Annotated in this window: 20 protein-coding genes; 10 read left to right on the top strand and 10 right to left on the bottom strand. The window is 71.7% G+C overall.

What is annotated here, in order from left to right:
• Positions 1-13: 13 nt before the first annotated feature.
• Positions 14-994 carry an ArsA family ATPase gene (locus OG764_RS17220; RefSeq protein WP_328969305.1) on the bottom strand — a complete coding sequence of 327 codons (981 nt, stop codon included), beginning with the start codon at positions 992-994 and terminating at the stop codon, positions 14-16.
• Between the two features lie 78 nt (positions 995-1,072).
• Here OG764_RS17220 and OG764_RS17215 point away from each other — a divergent pair, with 78 nt between their 5' ends.
• The 5 genes from OG764_RS17215 (at position 1,073) to OG764_RS17195 (ending at position 4,016) form a co-directional block, all read left to right on the top strand.
• Entirely contained in the window at positions 1,073-1,228 is a 156-nt protein-coding gene (locus tag OG764_RS17215) for a hypothetical protein (protein WP_328969304.1), read from the top strand.
• Positions 1,225-1,689: a RidA family protein gene (locus OG764_RS17210; RefSeq protein WP_328969303.1), complete on the top strand. Its 465-nt coding sequence runs from the start codon at positions 1,225-1,227 to the stop codon at positions 1,687-1,689. Before OG764_RS17215 ends, OG764_RS17210 begins: the two co-directional genes overlap by 4 nt.
• A 136-nt stretch (positions 1,690-1,825) precedes the next feature.
• A complete protein-coding gene (locus OG764_RS17205) occupies positions 1,826-2,830 on the top strand; it encodes an NUDIX hydrolase (protein ID WP_328969302.1) in 1,005 nt (334 codons plus the stop codon).
• On the top strand, positions 2,827-3,675 hold the full coding sequence (locus tag OG764_RS17200) for an MBL fold metallo-hydrolase (RefSeq protein WP_328969301.1): 849 nt from the start codon (positions 2,827-2,829) through the stop codon (positions 3,673-3,675). The genes OG764_RS17205 and OG764_RS17200 overlap by 4 nt, the downstream gene beginning before the upstream one ends.
• Positions 3,676-3,731: 56 nt before the next feature.
• Complete coding sequence (locus tag OG764_RS17195; RefSeq protein WP_328969300.1) at positions 3,732-4,016, top strand: hypothetical protein; 285 nt, start codon at positions 3,732-3,734, stop codon at positions 4,014-4,016.
• Positions 4,017-4,158: 142 nt separating this feature from the next.
• On the opposite strand, the gene OG764_RS17190 is transcribed toward OG764_RS17195, so the two are convergent.
• Entirely contained in the window at positions 4,159-4,833 is a 675-nt protein-coding gene (locus OG764_RS17190; protein WP_030027155.1) for a Crp/Fnr family transcriptional regulator, read from the bottom strand.
• 365 nt (positions 4,834-5,198) lie between these two features.
• Here OG764_RS17190 and nth point away from each other — a divergent pair, with 365 nt between their 5' ends.
• The 3 genes from nth to OG764_RS17175 all read left to right on the top strand — a co-directional run bounded on the left by nth (position 5,199) and on the right by OG764_RS17175 (position 8,286).
• On the top strand, positions 5,199-6,164 hold the full coding sequence (gene nth, locus OG764_RS17185) for an endonuclease III (protein WP_443056223.1): 966 nt from the start codon (positions 5,199-5,201) through the stop codon (positions 6,162-6,164).
• A 93-nt stretch (positions 6,165-6,257) separates the two neighbouring features.
• Positions 6,258-7,073 (top strand): NUDIX hydrolase, encoded by an 816-nt coding sequence (locus OG764_RS17180; RefSeq protein ID WP_328969299.1) that lies wholly within the window; start codon positions 6,258-6,260, stop codon positions 7,071-7,073.
• A gap of 13 nt (positions 7,074-7,086) precedes the next feature.
• On the top strand, positions 7,087-8,286 hold the full coding sequence (locus OG764_RS17175; protein ID WP_328969298.1) for a MarP family serine protease: 1,200 nt from the start codon (positions 7,087-7,089) through the stop codon (positions 8,284-8,286).
• A gap of 78 nt (positions 8,287-8,364) precedes the next feature.
• Here OG764_RS17175 and OG764_RS17170 read toward each other — a convergent pair whose 3' ends face one another.
• The 6 genes from OG764_RS17170 to OG764_RS17145 all read right to left on the bottom strand — a co-directional run bounded on the left by OG764_RS17170 (position 8,365) and on the right by OG764_RS17145 (position 16,316).
• A complete protein-coding gene (locus tag OG764_RS17170; protein ID WP_328969297.1) occupies positions 8,365-8,544 on the bottom strand; it encodes a hypothetical protein in 180 nt (59 codons plus the stop codon).
• 160 nt (positions 8,545-8,704) lie between these two features.
• On the bottom strand, positions 8,705-9,664 hold the full coding sequence (locus OG764_RS17165) for an alpha/beta fold hydrolase (RefSeq protein WP_328969296.1): 960 nt from the start codon (positions 9,662-9,664) through the stop codon (positions 8,705-8,707).
• Entirely contained in the window at positions 9,661-10,119 is a 459-nt protein-coding gene (locus tag OG764_RS17160; RefSeq protein ID WP_328969295.1) for a phage holin family protein, read from the bottom strand. Before OG764_RS17160 ends, OG764_RS17165 begins: the two co-directional genes overlap by 4 nt.
• 52 nt (positions 10,120-10,171) lie before the next feature.
• On the bottom strand, positions 10,172-11,581 hold the full coding sequence (nhaA, locus tag OG764_RS17155; protein ID WP_328969294.1) for a Na+/H+ antiporter NhaA: 1,410 nt from the start codon (positions 11,579-11,581) through the stop codon (positions 10,172-10,174).
• A 218-nt stretch (positions 11,582-11,799) separates the two neighbouring features.
• Positions 11,800-13,755, bottom strand: coding sequence for an acetate--CoA ligase (acs, locus tag OG764_RS17150; RefSeq protein ID WP_328969293.1), 1,956 nt, complete (start codon positions 13,753-13,755; stop codon positions 11,800-11,802).
• A 194-nt stretch (positions 13,756-13,949) separates the two neighbouring features.
• A complete protein-coding gene (locus tag OG764_RS17145) occupies positions 13,950-16,316 on the bottom strand; it encodes a SulP family inorganic anion transporter (protein WP_328969292.1) in 2,367 nt (788 codons plus the stop codon).
• Between the two features lie 249 nt (positions 16,317-16,565).
• Here OG764_RS17145 and OG764_RS17140 point away from each other — a divergent pair, with 249 nt between their 5' ends.
• Positions 16,566-17,885, top strand: a complete 1,320-nt coding sequence (locus OG764_RS17140) for a hypothetical protein (protein WP_328969291.1) — start codon at positions 16,566-16,568, stop codon at positions 17,883-17,885.
• On the opposite strand, the gene OG764_RS17135 is transcribed toward OG764_RS17140, so the two are convergent.
• Positions 17,842-18,882, bottom strand: a complete 1,041-nt coding sequence (locus tag OG764_RS17135; RefSeq protein WP_328969290.1) for an ATP-binding protein — start codon at positions 18,880-18,882, stop codon at positions 17,842-17,844. The two genes, OG764_RS17140 and OG764_RS17135, sit on opposite strands and share 44 nt — an antisense overlap.
• A 102-nt stretch (positions 18,883-18,984) precedes the next feature.
• Here OG764_RS17135 and OG764_RS17130 point away from each other — a divergent pair, with 102 nt between their 5' ends.
• A complete protein-coding gene (locus tag OG764_RS17130) occupies positions 18,985-19,839 on the top strand; it encodes an oxidoreductase (protein ID WP_328969289.1) in 855 nt (284 codons plus the stop codon).
• A gap of 463 nt (positions 19,840-20,302) precedes the next feature.
• Here OG764_RS17130 and OG764_RS17125 read toward each other — a convergent pair whose 3' ends face one another.
• Positions 20,303-21,163, bottom strand: coding sequence for an HAD family hydrolase (locus OG764_RS17125; RefSeq protein WP_328969288.1), 861 nt, complete (start codon positions 21,161-21,163; stop codon positions 20,303-20,305).
• Positions 21,164-21,559: the final 396 nt, after the last annotated feature.

The raw sequence follows: 21,559 nt of genomic DNA, 5'->3' as shown, positions 1-21,559 counted from the left end.
TCCATCGCCCCGCTCACGCGGCGCTCACCTGCTTCCGCAGCTCCGTGGCCAGCTCGTAGAGCCCGGCGAGGTCCATCCCGCCGCCGAGCAGCGGCAGTTCGTACGTCGGCACGCCGAGCCCGTCCAGTACGGCGCGCTGCTCACGCTCCAGGCCGACCCGCTCCGCGTGCGCCGCCGCCTGCTCCAGCAGCGGGTCCACCAGCCGCTCCGCGAGTCCGCCGCGGCGCGCGCCGCCGAGGCCGGCCCGGGACAGCGCCTGCGCCACCTCGGCCCGCCGCTCGCCCGCCGCCGCCCGCAGCGCGGCCTCGTCGAGGTGGTGCGGGCGGACCATGTTGACGATCACGTGCCCCAACGGAAGCCCTGCTTCCGCCAGTTCCTGCCGGCCGTCCGCGGTCTCCTGGACGGGCATCTCCTCCAGCAGCGTCACCAGGTGCACCGCCGTCTGCGGGGACTTGAGCACCTTCATGACGGCCTGTGCCTGGTTGTGGATCGGGCCGAACCGGGCCAGCCCGGCCACCTCGTCGTTGACGTTCAGGAACCGGGTCACCCGGCCGGTCGGCGGCGCGTCCATCACCACGTGGTCGTAGACGGGCCGACCCGCCTTGTCCTTGCGCCGCACCGCCTCGCAGGCCTTGCCCGTCAGCAGCACGTCCCGCAGCCCCGGGGCGATCGTCGTCGCGAAGTCGATGGCGCCCAGCTTCTTCAGGGCGCGCCCGGCGGAACCGAGCTTGTAGAACATCTGGAGGTAGTCCAGCAGCGCGCGTTCCGCGTCGATGGCCAGGGCGAACACCTCGCCGCCGCCCGGCGCCACCGCGATCCTGCGCTCCTCGTACGGCAATGGCTCCGTACCGAAGAGCTGCGCGATGCCCTGCCTGCCCTCGACCTCCACGAGGAGGGTCCGCCTGCCCTCGGTCGCGAGGGCGAGCGCGAGTGCGGCGGCGACCGTGGTCTTACCGGTACCGCCCTTGCCGCTGACCACCTGGAGCCTGCTCACGCACCGAGCCTAACCACTCGGATCCACGGGCGTGCACGAGGTCTCGTTGAGCACACCGCAGCGGCTACCCTCCCCTGCATGAAGAAGTTCGAATACGTGACTGTCCCCCTGCTCGTCCACGCCACGAAGCAGATCCTCGACTCCTGGGGCGATCAGGGCTACGAGCTTGTCCAGGTCGTGCCCGGGCCCAACCCGGAGCAGCTCGTCGCCTACCTGAAGCGGGAGAAGGCATGAGTGCGGTAGAGGCCAGGCTGGCCGAGCTCGGACTGAACCTCCCCGAGGTCGTGCCGCCGCTCGCCACCTACCAGCCGGCGGTGCGCTCGGGCGCGTACGTGTACACCGCGGGCCAGCTGCCGATGGTGCGGGGCAAGCTGCCGGTCACCGGCAAGGTCGGCGCCGAGGTGTCGGCGGAAGAGGCGAAGCAGCTCGCGGCGACCTGCGCGCTCAACGCCCTGGCCGCCGTCAAGTCGGTCATCGGTGACCTCGACAAGATCGTGCGTGTCGTCAAGGTCGTCGGCTTCGTCGCCTCCGCCCCCGACTTCACCGGCCAGCCCGGCGTCATCAACGGCGCCAGCGAGCTGCTGGGCCAGGTCCTCGGCGAGAAGGGCGTGCACGCCCGCAGCGCCGTCGGCGTCTCGGTGCTGCCGCTCGACGCGCCGGTCGAGATCGAGTTCCAGGTCGAGGTGGCCGGGTAACACCCCGCCTCCCTGCCGTGTGGCGCCGGACGGCCGTCCGGCGCCACTGTGCTGTCCGGGGCCGCCCGGCCGCTCCGGCACCGGGCGCGGCCGGGCGGCCCTCGAACATCGGGGCGGATGCCCGTAGCATCCGGCCATGCCGAATGGTCAGAACGGTCACGCGCAGGGACAGGGCCAGGGTCAGGGCCCGGAGCAGGGCGAGAGCCCGGGTCAGGGCGAGGCCCGGGCCCGGGAACAGGCTCGGGAACAGGCCCCGGCCGGGGGCGGGGAGACCGCCGGCGGCCAGTGGTACCCGCCGGAATGGCCGGACCGGATCCGCGCCCTCGCCGACGGCTCCCTCACGCCGGTGGCCCCCAAGCGCGCCGCCACCGTCATGCTGCTGCGCGACACCCCCGACGGTCCCGCCGTCCACATGCTCCGCCGGCGCGCCTCCATGGCCTTCGCCGGCGGCGCGTACGCCTACCCGGGCGGCGGCGTCGACCCCCGCGACGACGACCACCTCGTCGGCTGGGCCGGACCGGACCTGGAGTCCTGGGCCGCGCTGCTGGGCACCGACACCGCGTCCGCGCAGGCCCTGGTGTGCGCGGCCGTGCGGGAGACCTTCGAGGAGGCGGGCGTGCTGCTCGCCGGACCCACCGCGGACACCGTGGTCGGCGACACCACCGGCGAGGACTGGGAGGCCGACCGGCAGGCGCTGGTCGCCCGGGAGATCTCGTTCGCGGACTTCCTGGACCGGCGCGGGCTGCTGTTGCGCTCCGACCTGCTGGGCGCGTGGGCCCGGTGGATCACCCCCGAGTTCGAGCCGCGCCGCTACGACACGTGGTTCTTCGTCGCGGCGCTGCCCGAGGGCCAGCGCACCCGCAACGCCTCCACGGAGGCCGACCGCACGGTGTGGACCCGGCCCGCGGACGCCGCCGACGGCTACGACAAGGGCGAGCTGCTGATGATGCCGCCCACCATCTCCACCCTGCGTTCCCTGGAGCCGTACGGCACGGCCGCCGAGGCCCTCGCCGCGGCCGCGGGCCGGGATCTGGAGCCGGTCCTCGCGCAGGCCTCGCTGGAGAGCGGCGAGCTGGTGCTGAGCTGGCCGGGGCACGACGAGTTCACGAAGCGGGTGCGGCTGGGCAGGGGCACCGTATGACGAACGCAGCCGCACTGCCCGGACAGCCCCGCGGGATCGTGACCTCGGGGCCCGCCACCGCCCGCGCGCGCAACGTGCTCGCCCCCAACGCGTCGGCGATGACCCTGGACGGCACCAACACCTGGATCGTCTCCGAGCCCGACTCGGACCTGGCCGTGGTCGTCGACCCCGGCCCCCTGGACGACGTACACCTGCGGGCCGTCGTCGCGGCGGCGGAGGAGGCGGGCAAGCGGGTCGCGCTGACCCTGCTGACGCACGGCCACCCGGACCACGCGGAGGGCGCCGGCCGGTTCGCGGAGCTCACGGGCACGAAGGTACGGGCCCTCGACCCGGCGCTGCGGCTCGGGGACGAGGGGCTGGGCGCGGGCGACGTGGTCCGGGTCGGCGGCCTGGAGCTGCGGGTGGTCCCCACCCCCGGGCACACCGCCGACTCGCTCTGCTTCCACCTGCCCGCCGACCGGGCGGTGCTGACCGGGGACACCATCCTCGGCCGCGGCACGACGGTGGTGGCGCACCCCGACGGGCGCCTGGGCGACTACCTGGACTCGCTGCGGCGGCTGCGCTCGCTGACCGTCGACGACGGCGTGCACACGGTGCTGCCGGGGCACGGGCCGGTGCTGGACGACGCGCAGGGCGCGGTCGAGTTCTACCTCGCGCACCGGGCGCACCGGCTCGCCCAGGTCGAGACGGCCGTGGAGAACGGCTTCACGACGCCGGAAGCGGTCGTGGCCAAGGTGTACGCGGATGTGGACCGGTCGCTGTGGCCGGCCGCCGAGTGGTCGGTGCGGGCCCAGCTGGAGTACTTGCGCGAACACGGGCTGATCCCCGGCGGAGAGGCATTCTGACGAGGCGGCCGGAAACAGTCGCTCGACGCCTCTGACCTGCGGATAGTGTGCCCGCCATGGGGTTCTTCATATTGTTCGTCGTCATCATCGCCGCGAGCTCGGTCATCAGCGCGCTCACCGTGCGGATCCGTGCCGTGGAGCGGAAGGCCGACCGCCTCGACCGGCGGCTCGGCCTGGTGCTCCACCACCTCGGCATCGAGGAGCCCGAGCCCGACGGCCTGGGCCGGGTCCGCGAGCTGGTCCGCGAGGGCAAGACGATCGAGGCCATCAAGGTCTACCGGTCGGTGACCGGGGCCGGCCTGCGCGAGGCCAAGGAGGCCGTGGAGGCGCTGGCGCTGTAGCGCCGCTCGTACGCGCCTGCCGCCCGGGGGCCGAGGCCCTCGGTGCACGCGGCCGCGGGAACGGCGAAGGGGCCCCACCGGGCAGGTGGGGCCCCTTCGAAGACTCCGGCCCGGCCCGTTGGGCCGAACGGGTGGTACCGGGTCAGCGGGACCGCTTCGCCAGCCGCTCCACGTCCAGCAGGATCACGGCGCGCGCCTCCAGGCGCAGCCAGCCGCGGCCCGCGAAGTCCGCGAGCGCCTTGTTGACCGTCTCGCGGGACGCGCCGACCAGCTGGGCCAGCTCTTCCTGCGTGAGGTCGTGCACGACGTGGATGCCTTCCTCGGACTGGACGCCGAAGCGGCGCGACAGGTCCAGGAGGGCACGGGCGACACGGCCCGGCACGTCGGAGAAGACCAGGTCGGACATCTGGTCGTTGGTCTTGCGCAGGCGCCGGGCGACCGCGCGCAGCAGCGCGGTGGCGACCTCGGGCCGTGCGTTCAGCCACGGCTGCAGGTCACCGTGGCCCAGGCCCAGCAGCTTGACCTCGGTCAGCGCGGTCGCGGTGGCGGTGCGCGGGCCCGGGTCGAACAGCGACAGCTCGCCGATCAGCTCACCGGGGCCCAGGACGGCCAGCATGTTCTCGCGGCCGTCGGGGGAGGTGCGGTGCAGCTTCACCTTGCCGTCGGTGACCACGTACAGCCGGTCGCCGGGGTCGCCCTCGTGGAACAGGGCGTCACCGCGTGCGAGGGTCACCTCGCCCATGGAGGCGCGGAGCTCCGCGGCCTGCTCGTCATCGAGCGCCGCGAAGAGCGGGGCGCGCCGCAGAACGTCGTCCACGAGTCTCTCTCCTATGTCGACCTGCTCAGGGGACCATGCCCCATTCTGACAGGACGCTTAAAACGGTGGGATCGGTCACAAGGATGCCGGACGTACGGGTGTGCTGTGCTGCCCGGGGCCAATCGGGGTGGTGTTACCTCTGGTCCGGGCGGCTTGTCAGCGACTGCCCTTAGGCTGGCCGAGTGTCCAATAAGCCGGTGAGAGCACAGGCCAAAGGGCCCGCGGGCGTGACCGCGGCCCCCGATTCTGCTGTGGGCGAACAAGGGGTGGAGAAGGCCCTCGGACGCCCCGCGAAGAACCCTCCGGCGGCCCGGAAGGGCGCCGCGAAGACCGACGGCAAAGTTTCGGCCAAGGCTTCGCCCGCCGTGTCCGCGAGCGCCGCCGACACCCCTGCCGGGCCCCCCGCGAAGCGCCCCGCCAAGAGCCCGAAGCCCGCCGCCGAGCGCGCCCAGGCCCCCGCCGAGCCTCCTGTGAGGGCGGCCAAGGCTCCCGCCCGGACGGCCAAGGCGGCCACGGCACCCGTGAAGGCCGCCAAGCCCGAGTCGCACCTCGCGATGGTGCGCCGGGCCCGCCGGATCAACCGGGAGCTCGCCGAGGTCTATCCGTACGCCCACCCCGAGCTCGACTTCCGCAATCCCTTCGAGCTGCTGGTCGCCACGGTCCTGTCCGCCCAGACCACGGACCTGCGGGTCAACCAGACCACCCCGGCCCTGTTCGCCGCCTATCCGACCCCCGAGGACATGGCGGCGGCCGCCCCGGAGGCGCTGGAGGAGATCATTCGGCCGACCGGGTTCTTCCGGGCCAAGGCGAGGTCCCTGCTGGGGCTGTCCGCCGCGCTCCGCGACAATTTCGGCGGCGAGGTGCCCGGCCGGATCGAGGACCTGGTCACCCTGCCCGGCGTCGGCCGCAAGACCGCCAACGTCGTGCTCGGCAACGCCTTCGGCGTCCCCGGAATCACCGTGGACACCCACTTCGGCCGCCTGGTGCGGCGCTGGAAGTGGACGGAGCAGGAGGACCCGGAGAAGGTCGAGGCGGAGATCTGCGCGATCTTCCCCAAGAGCGAGTGGACGATGCTCTCGCACCGCGTCGTCTTCCACGGCCGCCGGATCTGCCACGCCCGCAGGCCCGCCTGCGGCGCCTGCCCGATCGCCCCGCTGTGCCCCGCGTACGGGGAGGGCGAGACGGACCCCGAGAAGGCCGCCAAGCTGCTGAAGTACGAGAAGGGCGGGCTGCCGGGCCAGCGGCTGAGCCCGCCTGCCGACTACCCGGGGCTGCCCGCACCACCGCTGGGCGGCGCGGGCGGCCCGGGAGACGACGGCGCGACGGGCTGAGCCGGCGCCGCGCCGCCGTCGGCCGCCGTCAGGAACGAATCCGGTCCCGGGCCGCGTTGTGCCGGTCATGGGGGAGAACAGACAGGGGTGCCCATGACCCGGGCGATGCGGGACGAGACCACAGGCACCACGGGTGCCGCGGGGGCAGCGGGTGCGGCCCCCGCGAGCCCGCCGGAGCCCGCGTACGGCCGCCCGGAGCCCTCGTACGGCGTCCCGGGCGGCGCGGTGGACGGTGACGGCGGCCCGGTCGTCGTCACCACGCACGGGCTGCCCGAGTGGCTCGCCCCGGTCGCCGAGGCCGCCCGTACCGTCCGGCCCCGCCAGCTGAGCCGCTTCCTGCCGCCCGCGGACGGGGCGGGCCGCCAGTCGGCCGTGCTGATCCTCTTCGGCGAGGGGGAGCGCGGCCCCGAGCTGCTCCTGATGGAGCGCGCCGGGACCCTTCGGTCGCATCCCGGCCAGCCCTCCTTCCCCGGCGGCTCGCTCGATCCGGAGGACGGCGATCCGGCGACCACCGGACCGCTGCGCGCCGCCCTGCGCGAAGCCGAGGAGGAGACCGGGCTCGATCCCGCCGGGGTGCAGCTCTTCGGCGTGCTGCCCCGGCTCTACATCCCGGTCAGCGAGTTCGTGGTCACGCCCGTGCTCGGCTGGTGGCGCGAGCCCAGTCCGGTCGGGGTCGTCGACCCGGCCGAGACGGCGCGTGTCTTCACGGTGCCCGTGGCGGATCTCACGGATCCCGCCCACCGCGCCCTCGCCGTCCACCCGAGCGGCCACGAAGGTCCCGCATTTCTGGTCGAATCGTCCCTGGTCTGGGGTTTTACCGCCGGGGTGATCGACCGGATCCTGCATTACGCGGGCTGGGAGCGGCCCTGGGACAGGTCCCGGCAGGTCCCGATCGACTGGCGCGCATGAGACGGTGGCCCACGTGAACGTGCTGGACATCCTGTTGCTGGTCGCCGCCGTGTGGTTCGCGATCGTCGGCTACCGCCAGGGCTTCGTCGTCGGCATCCTGTCGGTGATCGGCTTCCTGGGCGGTGGCCTCATCGCCGTTTCCCTGCTGCCCCTGATCTGGGATCAGCTGACCGACAAGGCCGAGGTGTCCACCACGGCCATCGTCGTGGCGGTGGTCGTCGTCATCGTCTGCGCCTCGATCGGGCAGGCCTTCACCACGCACCTGGGGAGCAAGCTGCGGCGGCACATCACGTGGTCGCCCGCGCGGGCCCTCGACGCGACCGGCGGCGCCCTCGTGAACGTGGTGGCGATGCTGCTGGTGGCATGGCTGATCGGTTCTGCACTGGCCGGGACCTCACTGCCCACCCTGGGCAAGGAGGTCCGCAACTCCAAGGTGCTGCTCGGCGTGTCACGGGTGCTGCCCGAGCAGGCCAACACCTGGTTCACGGACTTCAGTTCCGTGCTCGCCCAGAACGGCTTCCCGCAGGTCTTCAGCCCGTTCTCCAACGAACCCATCACCGAGGTCCAGGCACCCGACCCGGCGCTCGCCGCCGGCCCGGTCGCCCAGCAGGCCAGGCGCTCCATCGTGAAGGTGGTCGGCACCGCCCCCAGCTGCAGCAAGGTGCTCGAAGGCACCGGCTTCGTCTTCGCCGACGGCAAGGTCATGACGAACGCGCACGTGGTCGGAGGCGTCCAGGAGCCCACCGTCCAGATAGGCGGCGAGGGCAGGCTCTACGACGCCAAGGTGGTGCTCTACGACTGGGAACGCGACATCGCGGTCCTGGACGTGCCCAGGCTCCAGGCGCCCCCGCTCCGGTTCGCCGACGCCGACGCCCGCAGCGGAAACGGCGCGATCGTCGCCGGCTTCCCGGAGAACGGCTCGTACGACGTACGGGCGGCCCGGGTGCGCGGCCGCATCAACGCCAACGGACCGGACATCTACCACCGCGGCACCGTGCGCAGGGACGTCTACTCCCTGTACGCGACCGTCCGCCAGGGCAACAGCGGCGGCCCGCTGCTGACCCCCGACGGCAAGGTGTACGGAGTCGTGTTCGCCAAGTCGCTCGACGACCCGAACACCGGCTACGCGCTGACCGTGGACGAGATCCGTGACGACATCCGGATCGGCAAGGAAGCCGAGAGCCGGGTCAACACGCAGGGCTGTGCCCTGTAGCTCTGCGGATTCCGGGCTGCCCGGTGGATCCGTGGCCCGCCGGCCGGGTGCGCGTCCGGCGCCGGGCGCCGGGCGGGTCTATGGCCGCGGATGCCGCAGCCGGGCGGAGACCCAGCGGGCCCGGCGGCGGAGGATGCGCGGGATCCCGAGGTGGTGGTCGTCGCCGTGGTGCGAGCGGCCCGACCTCTCGTAGCTGCCCGGCGAAGGCGCCGTGCGGCGGTTGCGTGCGGAGTCACCGTAGTCGTGCGTCCAGCCCATACTTCGACGTCTGCCCGGGCCCCAAGGTCGGTAATCGCCCTGGGGAGGGCCAATTGGCCTATGCGCCGGGCAATTGAACGTTCGTAGGACAGGCGTTCCCGTGAGGTCACGCACCGTCAGCGGGCCGTGGACAGCGCGCCGAAGGGCGGTCGACGGAGCGTCAGCGGTCGGGTTCGGGGTCCTTCAGCCAGTTCACGAGTTCGGTGGAGAAGGCGACCGGGTCCTCCTCGTGCGGGAAGTGCCCGAGTCCGTCGAACAGCCGCCACCGGTAGGGGGCTTCGACGTACTCGCCGGAGCCCGCCGCGCTGCGGGTGCGCATCACCGGATCCAGTGACCCGTGCAGGTGCAGGGTGGGGACTCGGACCGGCCGCTTCATGCGCCGGTTGAACTGGAGGCCGTCCGGGCGGGCCAGCGAGCGGACCATCCAGCGGTACGGCTCGATCGAGCAGTGCGCGGTGGACGGGATGCACATGGCCCGCCGGTACACGTCGATGTCGGCCTCGTCGGGCAGCCGCGGGCCCGACCACTCCCGGATCAGGTCGCCCACCAGCGCGCCGTCGTCCGCGACCAGCCGCCGCTCGGGGAGCCAGGGCCGCTGGAAACCCCATACGTACGAGCCGGCCCGGCTCTGCGCGAAGTCCGACAGCATGGCCGCGCGCCAGCGCCGCGGGTGCGGCATCGAGGAGACCACCAGCCGGCGCACCAGCTTGGGGCGCATGACCGCCGCGGTCCAGGCCAGGTAGCCGCCCAGGTCGTGGCCGACGAGCGCGGCGTCCGGCTCGCCGAGGGACCGTACGACCCCGGTGATGTCGAGCGCGAGATTGGCGGGGTCGTAGCCGCGCGGGGTGCGGTCGCTGCCGCCCACCCCGCGCAGGTCCATGGCCACCGCGCGGAACCCGGCGTCGGCGAGGGCGGTCAGCTGGTGCCGCCAGGTCCACCAGAACTGGGGGAAGCCGTGCAGCAGCAGCACCAGCGGACCGTCACCGGCCTCCGCGACGTGGAAGCGCGCGCCGTTGGCCGCGACGTCCCGGTGCGTCACCTTGTGCGCGCCGGGGATGTCGAGGCGCACCGCCGTCGCGGCGGTGGGCGGAGTGCTGGGTTCCGGCGTGGACGCTGTCATGCAGACGAGCGTGCCACACCCACTGCCTTGTCACTGACCGGCCGCGGGTGCGGCTTGACGGTCCCGACCACGGCCGCGGTCTGCTTGACGGAGGCGATGGTCTTCTCCGGCGGCTTGACCTTCTTGAACTTCGACACGGCGAGCATCGCCAGCAGACCCGCGATGAGCAGGAACGAGACACCGACGATGAGGAACGACCAGGCGAGCCCGAGGCCGAGGTTGTGGATCCCGTAGGCCGCGGCGAAGCTCAGCACCGGGAGGGAGAAGAGCGCGAGCACGCCGGCGATCCCGATCGCCGCGCCGCCGATGCCCGCCCGCTTGACGTCCTGGCGCAGCTCGGCCTTGGCGAGCGCGATCTCGTCGTGCACCAGGGCGGACATCTCGGCGGTGGCCGAGGCGACCAGCTGGCCCAGGGTCCGCTCGGTCCCGGGGGTCCCTTGGTCCGCTGCGCTCATCGCTCTCTCCCTCTGTTCGACTGTCCGTCAACGAATCCGGTGTGCTGTCAGATCATGCCGGACTGTCGCCGTCGCCGCTGGACCCGGCCGCGACTTCGGCCCTGCGGCGGTGCTCGGCGGCCTTCGCCTCGTGGATCAGGGCCATCCGCAAGTGGTAGTCGGGTTTGTCCTGCTCGTAGACGTCCGGGATGCCGTCGAGGTCCTCGTCGCGCTCCTCGGCCTCGGTGAGGTCCCGGTAGCGGCTGTTGCGGATCTTGAGCATGATGCCGGCCACGACCGCGGCGATGAACGAGCCCATCAGGACGGCCGCCTTGACCTCGTCCACGAGCACGTCGTCGCCGGCGAAGGCGAGCTCGCCGATGAGGAGCGAGACGGTGAAGCCGATGCCGGCGAGGGAGGCCACGGCCAGGACGTCGGGCCAGGCGAGGTCCTCGTTCAGTTCGGCCTTGGTGAAGCGGGCGGCCAGCCAGGTGCCGCCGAAGATGCCGACGGTCTTGCCGACGACCAGGCCGAGGACCACGCCGAGGGTCTCCGGCCGGGTGAAGACCTGCCCGATCGCGTGGCCGGAGAGGGAGACGCCCGCCGAGAAGAGGGCGAAGAGCGGCACCGCCAGGCCTGCGGAGACGGGCCGCACCAGGTGCTCGATGTGCTCGCCCGGCGAGTGCTCCTCGCCGTCCTCGCGGTTGCAGCGCAGCATCAGGCCCATGGCCACGCCGGCGATCGTGGCGTGCACGCCGCTGTTGTACATCAGGCCCCAGATGGCCAGGGCCAGCGGGATGTAGACGTACCAGCCGCGGACCCGCTTGCGCAGCAGGAACCAGAAGAGGACCAGGCCGACGAACGCGCCGCCGAGCGCCACGAAGTCGATCTCGCTGGTGAAGAACACCGCGATGATCAGGATGGCGAAGAGGTCGTCGACCACGGCGAGGGTCAGCAGGAAGGCGCGCAGCGCAGAGGGCAGCGAGGTGCCGATGACGGCGAGGACGGCGAGCGCGAAGGCGATGTCGGTGGCGGTGGGGACGGCCCAGCCGTCGGTCGAGCCGTTGCCGAGGGTGCTGACGAGCGTGTAGACGAGGGCGGGGACGGCCATGCCGCAGAGCGCGGCGATGACCGGGAGGGCGGCGGCCTTGGGGTCGCGCAGGTCTCCGGCGACCAGTTCGCGCTTGAGCTCGATGCCGGCGACGAAGAAGAAGATCGCGAGCATGCCGTCGGCGGCCCAGTGCTGCACCGAGAGGTCGAGGCCGAGGGCCCCGGGGCCGATGTGGAAGTTCCGGACGCTGTCGTAGCTGCTGGTCAGCGCGGGGATGTTGGCCCAGAGGAGGGCGGCGATGGCGGCCGCGAGGAGCAGGACACCGCCGACGGTCTCGGCGCGCAGGGCGTCGGCGACGAACCGCCGCTCGGGCAGCGAGAGCCTGCCGAGGAGCTTGCGGTTCCGCTGGTCGGTGGGGCTGGGCGCGGCCACGTGAGGGCACCTCCGGGGCGAGTTGGACGGCATGGCATGGCAAAGCTGTTGCCGACCAGACTTCCCGGCGCACCCAGAGATATTTCTTTACGCTTTGAGTACTTTACAGGGGGTACGCGCAGGACGTATCCGGTGATCGTCACTTTAATTGCGCGAAGGGCATCCGGCGCGCTTGCCGGATGCCCTTCTCACGTGGCGGGCACGGGTGCCCGCACGGCTCAGTCCTCGCTGCCCGCGGCCGGCAGCTTCGTCTGGATCAGGTCCATCACGGACGAGTCGGCGAGCGTGGTGACGTCACCGACCGCGCGGTTCTCGGCCACGTCCCGCAGCAGACGACGCATGATCTTGCCCGAGCGGGTCTTGGGCAGCTCCTGGACCGGCAGGATCCGCTTGGGCTTGGCGATCGGGCCGAGCGTGGCACCGACGTGGTTGCGCAGGTCGGCGACGAGGCCGTCGTTCTCGGAGGCGGTGCCGCGCAGGATGACGAACGCGACGATGGCCTGGCCGGTGGTCTCGTCGGCGGCGCCCACGACGGCCGCCTCGGCGACCGAGGGGTGCGAGACGAGGGCCGACTCGACCTCCGTGGTGGAGATGTTGTGGCCGGACACCAGCATCACGTCGTCGACGCGGCCGAGCAGCCAGATGTCGCCGTCGTCGTCCTTCTTGGCGCCGTCGCCGGCGAAGTACTTGCCCTCGAAGCGGGACCAGTACGTGTCGATGAACCGCTGGTCGTCGCCCCAGATGGTGCGCAGCATCGAGGGCCACGGCTCGGTGAGGACCAGGTAGCCGCCACCGCCGTCGGGCACCTCGTTGGCCTCGTCGTCGACGACGGTGGCGCCGATGCCGGGCAGCGCGCGCTGGGCGGAGCCGGGCTTGGTCTCGGTGACGCCCGGGAGCGGCGAGATCATCATCGCGCCGGTCTCGGTCTGCCACCAGGTGTCCACGATCGGGCAGCGGCCGCCGCCGATGTGCTCGCGGTACCAGATCCAGGCTTCGGGGTTGATCGGCTCGCCGACGGAGCCGAGCACGCGCAGGGAGGACAGGTCGAACTTGGCGGGGATGTCGTCTCCCCACTTCATGAACGTGCGGATGGCCGTCGGCGCCGTGTAGAGGATGGTGACGCCGTACTTCTGCACGACCTCCCAGAACCGGCCCTGGTGCGGGGTGTCGGGGGTGCCCTCGTACATGACCTGCGTGGCGCCGTTGGCCAGCGGGCCGTAGACGATGTACGAGTGCCCGGTCACCCAGCCGATGTCGGCGGTGCACCAGTAGACGTCGGTCTCCGGCTTGAGGTCGAAGACGGCGTGGTGGGTGTACGCGGCCTGGGTCAGGTAGCCGCCGGAGGTGTGCAGGATGCCCTTCGGCTTCCCCGTCGTCCCCGAGGTGTACAGGATGAAGAGCGGGTGCTCGGCGTCGAACGCCTGTGGGGTGTGCTCGGCGGACTGGCGGCCGACGATGTCGTGCCACCAGACGTCGCGGCCCTCGGTGAAGGCGGTGTCCTGGCCGGTGCGCCGCACCACGAGGACGTGCTCGACCTGCGGGCACTTGGCCACGGCCTCGTCGATGGCGGGCTTGAGCGCGGAGGGCTTGCCCCGGCGGTAGCCGCCGTCGGCGGTGATGACGAGCTTGGCGTCGGCGTCCTGGATGCGGGAGGCGACGGCGTCGGCGGAGAAGCCGCCGAAGACGACGGAGTGCGCGGCGCCGACGCGGGCGCACGCGAGCATCGCGACGACCGCCTCGGGGATCATCGGCAGGTAGACGGCGACCCGGTCGCCGGCCTGTACGCCCAGCTCGGTGAGGGCGTTGGCGGCCTTGGAGACCTCGTCCTTGAGCTCGGCGTAGGTGATCGCGCGGCTGTCGCCGGGCTCGCCCTCGAAGTGGAGGGCGACGCGGTCGCCGTTGCCGGCCTCGACGTGGCGGTCGACGCAGTTGTACGCGACGTTCAGCGTGCCGTCCGCGAACCACTTCGCGAAGGGCGGGTTGCTCCAGTCGAGCGTCTCCGTCGGCTCGGTGGACCAGGTCAGCCGCCGGGCCTGCTCGGCCCAGAAGCCCAGCCGGTCCGCCTCGGCCTGGGTGTATGCCTCCGCCGTCACGTTGGCGTTGGCGGCCAGATCGGCGGGCGGTGCGAACCGCCGCTCTTCCTTGAGCAGGTTGGCCAGGCTTTCGTTGCTCACGACATCTCCCTTTCCCAGGGTGTCCGTTGTGTCCCGGGCATAGCTCATCAGTCAGATGCCCTGGTGACAAGGGGTAACCGGAAATTGGTTTAGACCTATTGAGGCGGTCGGGGTCCGCGCATGCGGACGGCCCCTCCCCGCTGCAGGGTGCGGGAAGGGGCCATACGGTCTCACGGACGGGGACGCGCTCTGGTTCAGGCCGGTGCCTCTTCCAGCTCGGAATGGCGCAATTCAGTCGTTCCGCGCTGCTCCGGGCGGCTGAGGGGGAAGGCTTCGCCAGAACCGGACTCACATGCTCCGGTATCCGGCTTCACCTGGTCGAAGACGTGGTTGTCGAAAAAACCGTCACCTTCGGTGAGCAGGTAGGCCTGGGCTTCACCCACGTGGAAGTACATGCCGTGCAGCTCCAGCGTGCCCTCGGCGAGCCGCCTGGCCACCGACTCGTGGGCCCGCAGGTGCTCCAGCTGCTGGACCACATTGGTCAGGCAGAGCTGCTCGACCGCGTCCGCCGGCAGTCGCCCGGAGATCCGGGCCCACGGCTCGTGCCGGCTCGTCATGCGCCGCAGACTCGGCAGCCCGTGCCGCAGCCAGCGCCGCAGCGGGGTCATCGGCGCGCCCGGCGTGGAGTTCAGCAGCGCCTGCATCGCGCCACAGCCCGAGTGCCCGCACACCGTGATGCTGTCGACCTGGAGCACGTCCACGGCGTACTCGATGGCGGCCGCCACCGAGTCGTCGGTCGACTCCGCGCCGGGCGGCGGCACCAGATTGCCGACGTTGCGCACCGTGAAGAGGTCGCCCGGGCCGCTCGCCGTGATCATGCTCGTGACCAGCCGGGAGTCGGCGCAGGTCAGGAACAGCTGGGAGGGCCGTTGCCCCTCGCGGGCCAGCCGGGCGAGCTCCCCCCGCACGTGCGGGGCCGTGTCCCGCTGGAAGGCGCCGATCCCGCTGGCGAGCCGGCCCGCCCCGCGCCGGGGCGCCGCCGCGGCGGTGGCGACCTCCACGGCCGGGGCGCGATGGTCGCAGTGGTTCTGCCAGGGGGTCCACGGGCGGCAGCACTGGTGCGCTCCGCGGGGCCTCCGTCCCGCCCCGGCCAGCGGAGTGCCGGAGCGGCCGGTCACCTCGATCGTGCCGCCGTGCGCGCGATGGGAGTCCTGCCAGTCCTGCAAGGTCTCGTACGCGGCATGGTCCATGAAGGAGCCGTCCAGCTCCACGACCACCTTCGCGTCGTGGGGGATCTGGTTCAGCTCGCGGCTGAGCCGGGGTACGGCCAGGAAGGTCAGCTGGCCGCGAGCGCGCAGCCGGTGGATGCCGTGCTCATGGGTGACGGTGATGCGGGTGCGGGCCAGTCGGTGGAGGGCCACCGCGACTGCCACCGCGATTCCGACGGCCACCCCCGCCAGGACGCCGAAGACGACCACGGCGGTGGTGGTCACCGCGTAGACCAGTACTTCCCGGTGGCGGGTGACGCTGCGCATGTGGGTGATGCTGACCATCTGCACGCCGACGGCCAAGACCAGCGCGGCCAGCGCGGCCAGCGGGATCAGGTCGAGCGCGGGGGTGAGCAGAGCGGCCGCGGTCAGCATCCAGGCGCCGTGGAGCATGGTCGAACGGCTACTGACGGCACCTGACTTGACGTTGGTGATGCTGCGGACCGCACCGCCGGCCACCGGGAGCCCGCCGAGGGCGCCGGAGACCATGTTGGCCACGCCCTGACCGCGCAGCTCCCGGTTGAGCGAGGCCCGCGGCGGCCGCGCCACGGCCGGCCGTTCGGCTGCGATGAGCTTGTCGGTGGCCACCGCGGACAGCAGCGACTCCACGCTGCCGACCAGGGTGACGGCCACCACGGCCGTGAGGATCCCCAGCACCGGGCCGTCGGGCACTTCGGGCAGGGCGTGGCTGCGCCAGGAGGGGAGGTCCACCCGGGCCAGGCCCGGCCCGGCGACTGCGGCCACCGCGGTGGCCAGTGCCACCGCCGCCAGTGCGGCGGGTGCCTTGCGCAGTGCCCGCCCTGCCCGCCCGGGCAGCCGCGGCCAGGCCAGCAGTACCCCGAGGGTGAGCGCGCTCACGGCCAGGGCTCCGGGGTGCAGGTCTGCCAGCTGTGCGGGCAGTTCGCGGACGTTGGCCACCGCGGAACTCTGTGGTGTGCCGCCCAGGACGATGTGCAGCTGGGCGACCACGATCGTCACGCCGATGCCCGCGAGCATGCCGTGCACGATGGCGGGGCTGACCATCAGGGCGGACCGCGCGGTGCGCAACAGGGCCAGGGCCAGTTGGGCCGCGCCGGCGATCACGGTGACGGCGCAGGTGGTGCGCCATCCGTAGCGCTGGATCAGCTCGGCCGTGACCACGGTGAGCCCGGCCGAGGCGCCGCTCACCTGTAGGGGGGCGCCGCCCAGGCGGCCGGCCACGATGCCGCCGACGGCCGCGGCCACCAGGCCCGCCTGCAGGGGGGCTCCGGTGGCCAGGGCGATGCCGAGGGAGAGCGGCAGCGCGATCAGGAACACGGCGACGGAAGCGGAGAGGTCCGCGGAGAGGGGTGAGCGGTCGTTGCGGGTGGACATGGTTCCCGTCTCCTCCAGGCAGGGGGCGCAGCGGCGGGAGTATCAACACTCGGTAAACGGATCGTAATGGAGAGTAAAGAAACGGGTAGGGCGATGGGGGCAAATGGTGCAGTAATTGACCCTCAAGAATGAATAGGCATTTTTTACGGCTTGTCATACCAATTCCGATCGCACCCTCGTGCGACGTTGCAGCGACCCGCCTGGTAGGCGGCACTCACGCGGACGACCTGCAAGGAAGAGGGTGGGCGGATGATGGCCGCCTCGAAGAAGATCGCCGGTGGCCTGGTGGTCACGGCACTCGTCATGGCAGCGGCGGGCTGTTCGACCCCGGAGAAGCCCGCCACGCGGCCCGCCGGGGGGAATCCCGGCACCCTGCCCAAGGGCGCCGCCGCTCCGGCCGCGCCCGGCAGCGTGCTCCGGCTGATCGGCGACGGCTCGACCTCGTACACCGGCTCCCAGCCCAACGTGTCCCCGGTCAGGAAGCTCGCGCCCGGCGAGAAGCCGCCGCAGTTCGTGGTGTTCTCGTGGGACGGCGCCGGCGAGGACAGCCAGCAGCTCTTCTCGCACTTCCGCGAGGTCGGCAAGAAGTACAACGCCCGCATGACCTACTTCCTCAGCGGCGTCTACATGCTGCCCGAGGAGAAGCGGAGCCTGTACGAAGCGCCCCAACACGGCGCCGGCCGCTCCGACATCGGCTTCGGCGACCTCAAAGGCATCAAGGACACCGCCGCCCAGCTGCGCGGCGCCTGGCTGGAGGGCAACGAGGTCGGCACGCACTTCAACGGCCACTTCTGCGGACCCGAGGGCGGCGTCGGCACCTGGTCCGTCGACGAGTGGAAGAGCGAGATCAACCAGGCCAAGTCCTTCGTCAAGAACTGGAAGACCAACGCGGGCCTGCCCCAGGAGAAGGCGCTCCCCTTCGACTACGACAAGGAGCTGATCGGCGCCCGCACCCCCTGCCTGGAGGGCCAGAAGAACTTCATGCTCGCCGCGAAGCAGATGGGCTTCCGCTACGACTCCAGCGGCATCAGCAAGCAGGTGTGGCCGCAGCGCACCGCCGGGCTGTGGGACCTGCCGCTCCAGCTCGTCCCCATGCCCGGCCGCGCCTTCGAGACGCTGAGCATGGACTACAACTACATGGTCAACCAGTCGGGTACGACCTCGCAGGGCGACCCGTCCCAGCACCGGTACTGGGGCGACCAGATGCGCGACGGCCTGCTGAAGGCCTTCGACCGGGCCTACCAGGGCAACCGCGCACCGCTGATCATCGGCAACCACTTCGAGTCCTGGAACGGCGGCACGTACATGCGCGCCGTCGAGGAGACCATCAAGGGCGTCTGTACCCAGAAGGACGTCCGCTGCGTGCCCTTCCGGGAGCTCGCCGACTGGCTCGACGCCCAGGACCCCAAGGCCCTCGAATGGCTGCGGACCCTGGACGTCGGCGAGGCGCCGAAGGAGGGATGGGCGAAGTTCCTGACGGCCGGCCCGGCCGCCAGGCCCGTCGCTCCCGCGGCGCCCCCCGCGGTCAAGCAGGCTGCGGAGCAGGCCGGGGAGAACGAGGAGGGCTGACCGCGCCCGGCGCCCCGTCGAGCTCCCCGCTCAGCTCCTCGTGCAGCACGAAGCCGGGGTCCACCTGCGCCGCCAGGTCGGCCCCGGTCTTCGCGTTGCCCCAGCTCTCCGCGTTCCGCAGGTGGAAGTGCACCATCTGCTCGGTGTACTTCGCCCAGTCGCGCAGCCCGTACCGGTCGTCCGCGGCGTCCTGCAGGGCTTGCAGCGCCAGCCGGTTGCCGGCCTCCAGCAGGTCGAAGTCGGCCGGCCGGCCCTTCTCCATCGCCCGCACCCAGTCCGAGTGCCCGACCGCCACCAGCAGGTCGTCGCCGACCTCGGCGCGCAGGAACTCCACGTCGTCGGGCCCCTGGACCTTGTTGCCGACCACCTTCAGCGGCACCCCGAAGTCCCGGGCGTACTCCTTGTACTGGCGGTAGACGGACACCCCCTTCAGGGTCGGCTCCGCGACCAGGAAGGTCATGTCGAAGCGGGTGAACATGCCCGAGGCGAAGGAGTCCGAGCCCGCCGTCATGTCCACCACGACGTACTCGTCCGGGCCGTCCACCAGGTGGTTCAGGCACAGCTCCACGGCACCCACCTTGGAGTGGTAGCAGGCCACCCCGAGGTCGGCCTCGGTGAACGGGCCGGTGGCCATCAGCAGCACCGGCCCGCCGTCGAGCGCGATCCGGCGGCCGCAGGCCTCGTAGACGGGGTTGTCCTCGCACACCCGCAGCAGTCGGGAACCGGTGCCGGGCGGGGTCGTCTTGATCATGGTCTCGGCGGAGGCGATGCGGGGATTCGAGCCGCGCAGGTAGTCCTTGATGAGCGGCAGGTGCGCACCGAGCGCGGGCATCGCGGCCGCGGCCTCGGGATCGAGGCCGAGCGCGGCCCCCAAGTGCTGGTTGATGTCGGCGTCCACCGCGACGACGGGGGCCTCATTGGCTGCGAGGTGGCGGATGAAGAGGGAGGACAGCGTCGTCTTGCCGCTGCCGCCCTTTCCCACGAAAGCGATCTTCATGTTCACCAAGCGTAGTGGTTTGCTTGCACGCCGTGGTCGAGGTGAGTGAAGAAGACCACTCCAAGGTGGGGCGGATGCTATGGGTGCGTAGGCTCCCTACCTATGAGTACGTCAGCCGATCCCCTGGCCGCTCTGGCTTCTCTGCCGGGCGTGGCCGAGTCCGTGGATTCCATGCGCAAGGCCGTGGACCGGGTCTACGGCCACCGCGTGATGCGCCGCCGCAGTGCGGAGATCACTTCCGAGGCCGCCCTGCGCGGGGCCCGCGGCAGTGCCGCGCTCTCCGGCGCCGACTGGGCGCTGGAGGAGGTCCGCCGACGCACCGACTTCGGCGCCGAGGCCGAGGCGCGCACGGTCGGCGCGGCGCTGCGGATGACGGCGGAGGCCGGACAGCTGCTGAGCATCTGGCGGCAGTCGCCGCTGCGGGTGCTGGCCCGACTGCACCTGGTCGCCGCGGGCGGCGCGGCCGGCGCTGCCGACGGCCAGGCGGCCGGCGCCGCCGTGGGAGACACCGTCGGCCGGCCGCGGCTGGCGGGCGAGCCCGTGGACGAGCCGCTGGTCGAGCTGCCACTGCCGGACGCCGGCGAGGTGGCGGGCCGGCTGGACGGCCTCTCGCGGCTGCTGCTGGCCGGAAGCAAGGCTCCGGCGCTGGTCACGGCCGCGGTGGTACACGGCGAACTGCTCGCGCTGCGCCCGTTCGGCACGTACAACGGGCTCGTGGCGCGGACGGCCGAGCGGATCGTGCTGATCGGCAGCGGGCTCGACCCGAAGGCGATCTGCCCGCCGGAGGTCGGCCACGCGGAGCTGGGCCGGGCGGCGTACGTCGCCGCCCTCGATGGCTACGCCTCCGGCACCCCGGAGGGGATGGCGGCGTGGATCGCGCACTGCGGCCGCGCGGTCGAGCTGGGGGTGCGGGAGTCCACGGCGGTCTGCGAAGCACTGCAGCGCGGCGCCGCCTGAGGTCCGGGCGGCCCGGGCGCCGGGCGATCTGGGCCGGGCTATCTGGGGCACGGCGTCGTGGGTGCCGGGAAAGTCGCAGGTGCCGGGAAAAGGGTTGCGGCGACACCGTCTTGCTCATGGTGTCGCCGCTGGCATTCACGCCCAGGTACCAAGCGTCCTCGAAAGTTGCCCATCAGGCCGGGGACTTTGCCCGTTGCCTGGTGCGGCTGGCCCGTAATCGACGGGTCGACGTCGCGTGGGTGCTCGGCGTTCATGCTTCGGTCCGTGGGGCCTTGCTGCGTTCTAAGATGATCCTCTCGGATGTCCTTAGGTCTCGCGGGCCGTGAATCCTTTGTACCTCCGTTGCGAGGTAAGCGGAACCCCTTACCGCACTTCTTTACTTTCCAGGACGCTTCGGGACGAATCGGGCGCGAGGTGTCGGTGCAGGTCGGAGGGGCGGCCCGGGCGGCAGCGGGGAGCTGCGTCAGAGCGCGCCGGAGGCGAGCGCGCTCGCGCGACGCCTGCTCGCGTACCAGACCAGGCCCGCCGTGGCCGCCGCCGCTCCCACCGCGGCCGCCGCCACCAGGGCGGGCCGGGCGGGCATCGACAGCCCCGGAAGCCGCTGCTTGAGCCGTACCGGCCGGTTGAAGACCAGAACGGGCCAGTCCCGTGCCGCCGCCTCACGGCGCAGCGCGCGGTCCGGATTGACGGCGTGCGGGTGGCCGACCGCCTCCAGCATCGGGAGGTCCGTGGCCGAGTCGCTGTACGCGTAGCAGCGCGCCAGGTCGTAGCCCTCGGACTCGGCCAGCTGCCGCACGGCCTCGGCCTTCGTCGGGCCGTACGCGTAGTACTCGATCTCGCCGGTGAAACAGCCGTCCTCGCCCACGACCATGCGCGTGGCGACGACCCGGTCCGCGCCCAGCATCTCGCCGATGGGTTCGACGACTTCGGCGCCCGAGGTCGACACGATCACCACGTCTCGGCCGGCGGTGTGGTGCTCCTCGATCAGCGAGGCGGCCTCGTCGTAGATGATCGGGTCGATGAGATCGTGCAGTGCCTCGGCGACGATCTCCTGCACCTGCTGCACGTTCCACCCCTTGCAGAGGGCGGACAGGTACTCGCGCATCCGTTCCATCTGATCGTGGTCGGCGCCGCCGGCCAGGAAGACGAACTGTGTGTACGCGGTGCGCAGGACGGCGCGGCGGTTGATCAGACCGCCCTGGTAGAAGGACTTGCTGAAGGTCAGTGTGCTCGACTTCGCAATGACCGTCTTGTCCAGGTCGAAGAAGGCGGCTGTGCGGGGCAAGGAGTGGTTTTCCACGCCCCGAGCATATGCGCCAACCATTCGGCGTAAGGTGTGGCGCGTGGGTTTGCCTGAGAAGGCTCTCGGGTACACCATGGAAGTCACGGATCGTTCGCGACCGTGCTAACCCGGTCTGGCTCCTCCCCCCCCGAGTCGGACCGTGGGGACGACCCCCGCTCTCCCCCCCGGCGGGGGTCGTCGCATGTCCGGACGCGTTTTCGTCCGCTTCTGCGAGGCCCGGAAATCGCTCGCATGTCTCCTCCTCCGCTTGTGCGGCCCGCTGTGGCGCGCGCCCTCACCCTGTCTGACTCGTGACAGAGCGTGATCGTTCCGGCGCGCAGTGGAAGCTCCCGTAAAGAGTGACGGAGTTATTCACAGCTTCTCCACTGTCCACAGATTTCGAGCAAGATCCACTTCTTTTTCCGGATCCCTGCACGG

Origin of the sequence: Streptomyces sp. NBC_00239, assembly GCF_036194065.1 — a bacterium.
Lineage (GTDB): Bacteria > Actinomycetota > Actinomycetes > Streptomycetales > Streptomycetaceae > Streptomyces.
Note: the sequence above shows the minus strand (reverse complement) of the source record. Positions and strands in the feature narration are given on the sequence as shown.

Coding starts and splice junctions, on each gene's coding strand:
- OG764_RS17145 (WP_328969292.1), bottom strand. CDS start 16,316: ATGTCCACCCGCAACGACCGCTCACCCCTCTCCGCGGACCTCTCCGCT.
- OG764_RS17160 (WP_328969295.1), bottom strand. CDS start 10,119: ATGAGCGCAGCGGACCAAGGGACCCCCGGGACCGAGCGGACCCTGGGC.
- OG764_RS17200 (WP_328969301.1), top strand. CDS start 2,827: ATGACGAACGCAGCCGCACTGCCCGGACAGCCCCGCGGGATCGTGACC.
- OG764_RS17215 (WP_328969304.1), top strand. CDS start 1,073: ATGAAGAAGTTCGAATACGTGACTGTCCCCCTGCTCGTCCACGCCACG.
- OG764_RS17135 (WP_328969290.1), bottom strand. CDS start 18,882: ATGAAGATCGCTTTCGTGGGAAAGGGCGGCAGCGGCAAGACGACGCTG.
- OG764_RS17170 (WP_328969297.1), bottom strand. CDS start 8,544: ATGGGCTGGACGCACGACTACGGTGACTCCGCACGCAACCGCCGCACG.
- OG764_RS17195 (WP_328969300.1), top strand. CDS start 3,732: ATGGGGTTCTTCATATTGTTCGTCGTCATCATCGCCGCGAGCTCGGTC.
- OG764_RS17140 (WP_328969291.1), top strand. CDS start 16,566: ATGATGGCCGCCTCGAAGAAGATCGCCGGTGGCCTGGTGGTCACGGCA.
- OG764_RS17205 (WP_328969302.1), top strand. CDS start 1,826: ATGCCGAATGGTCAGAACGGTCACGCGCAGGGACAGGGCCAGGGTCAG.
- OG764_RS17210 (WP_328969303.1), top strand. CDS start 1,225: ATGAGTGCGGTAGAGGCCAGGCTGGCCGAGCTCGGACTGAACCTCCCC.
- OG764_RS17125 (WP_328969288.1), bottom strand. CDS start 21,163: ATGGTTGGCGCATATGCTCGGGGCGTGGAAAACCACTCCTTGCCCCGC.
- OG764_RS17180 (WP_328969299.1), top strand. CDS start 6,258: ATGACCCGGGCGATGCGGGACGAGACCACAGGCACCACGGGTGCCGCG.
- OG764_RS17165 (WP_328969296.1), bottom strand. CDS start 9,664: ATGACAGCGTCCACGCCGGAACCCAGCACTCCGCCCACCGCCGCGACG.
- OG764_RS17130 (WP_328969289.1), top strand. CDS start 18,985: ATGAGTACGTCAGCCGATCCCCTGGCCGCTCTGGCTTCTCTGCCGGGC.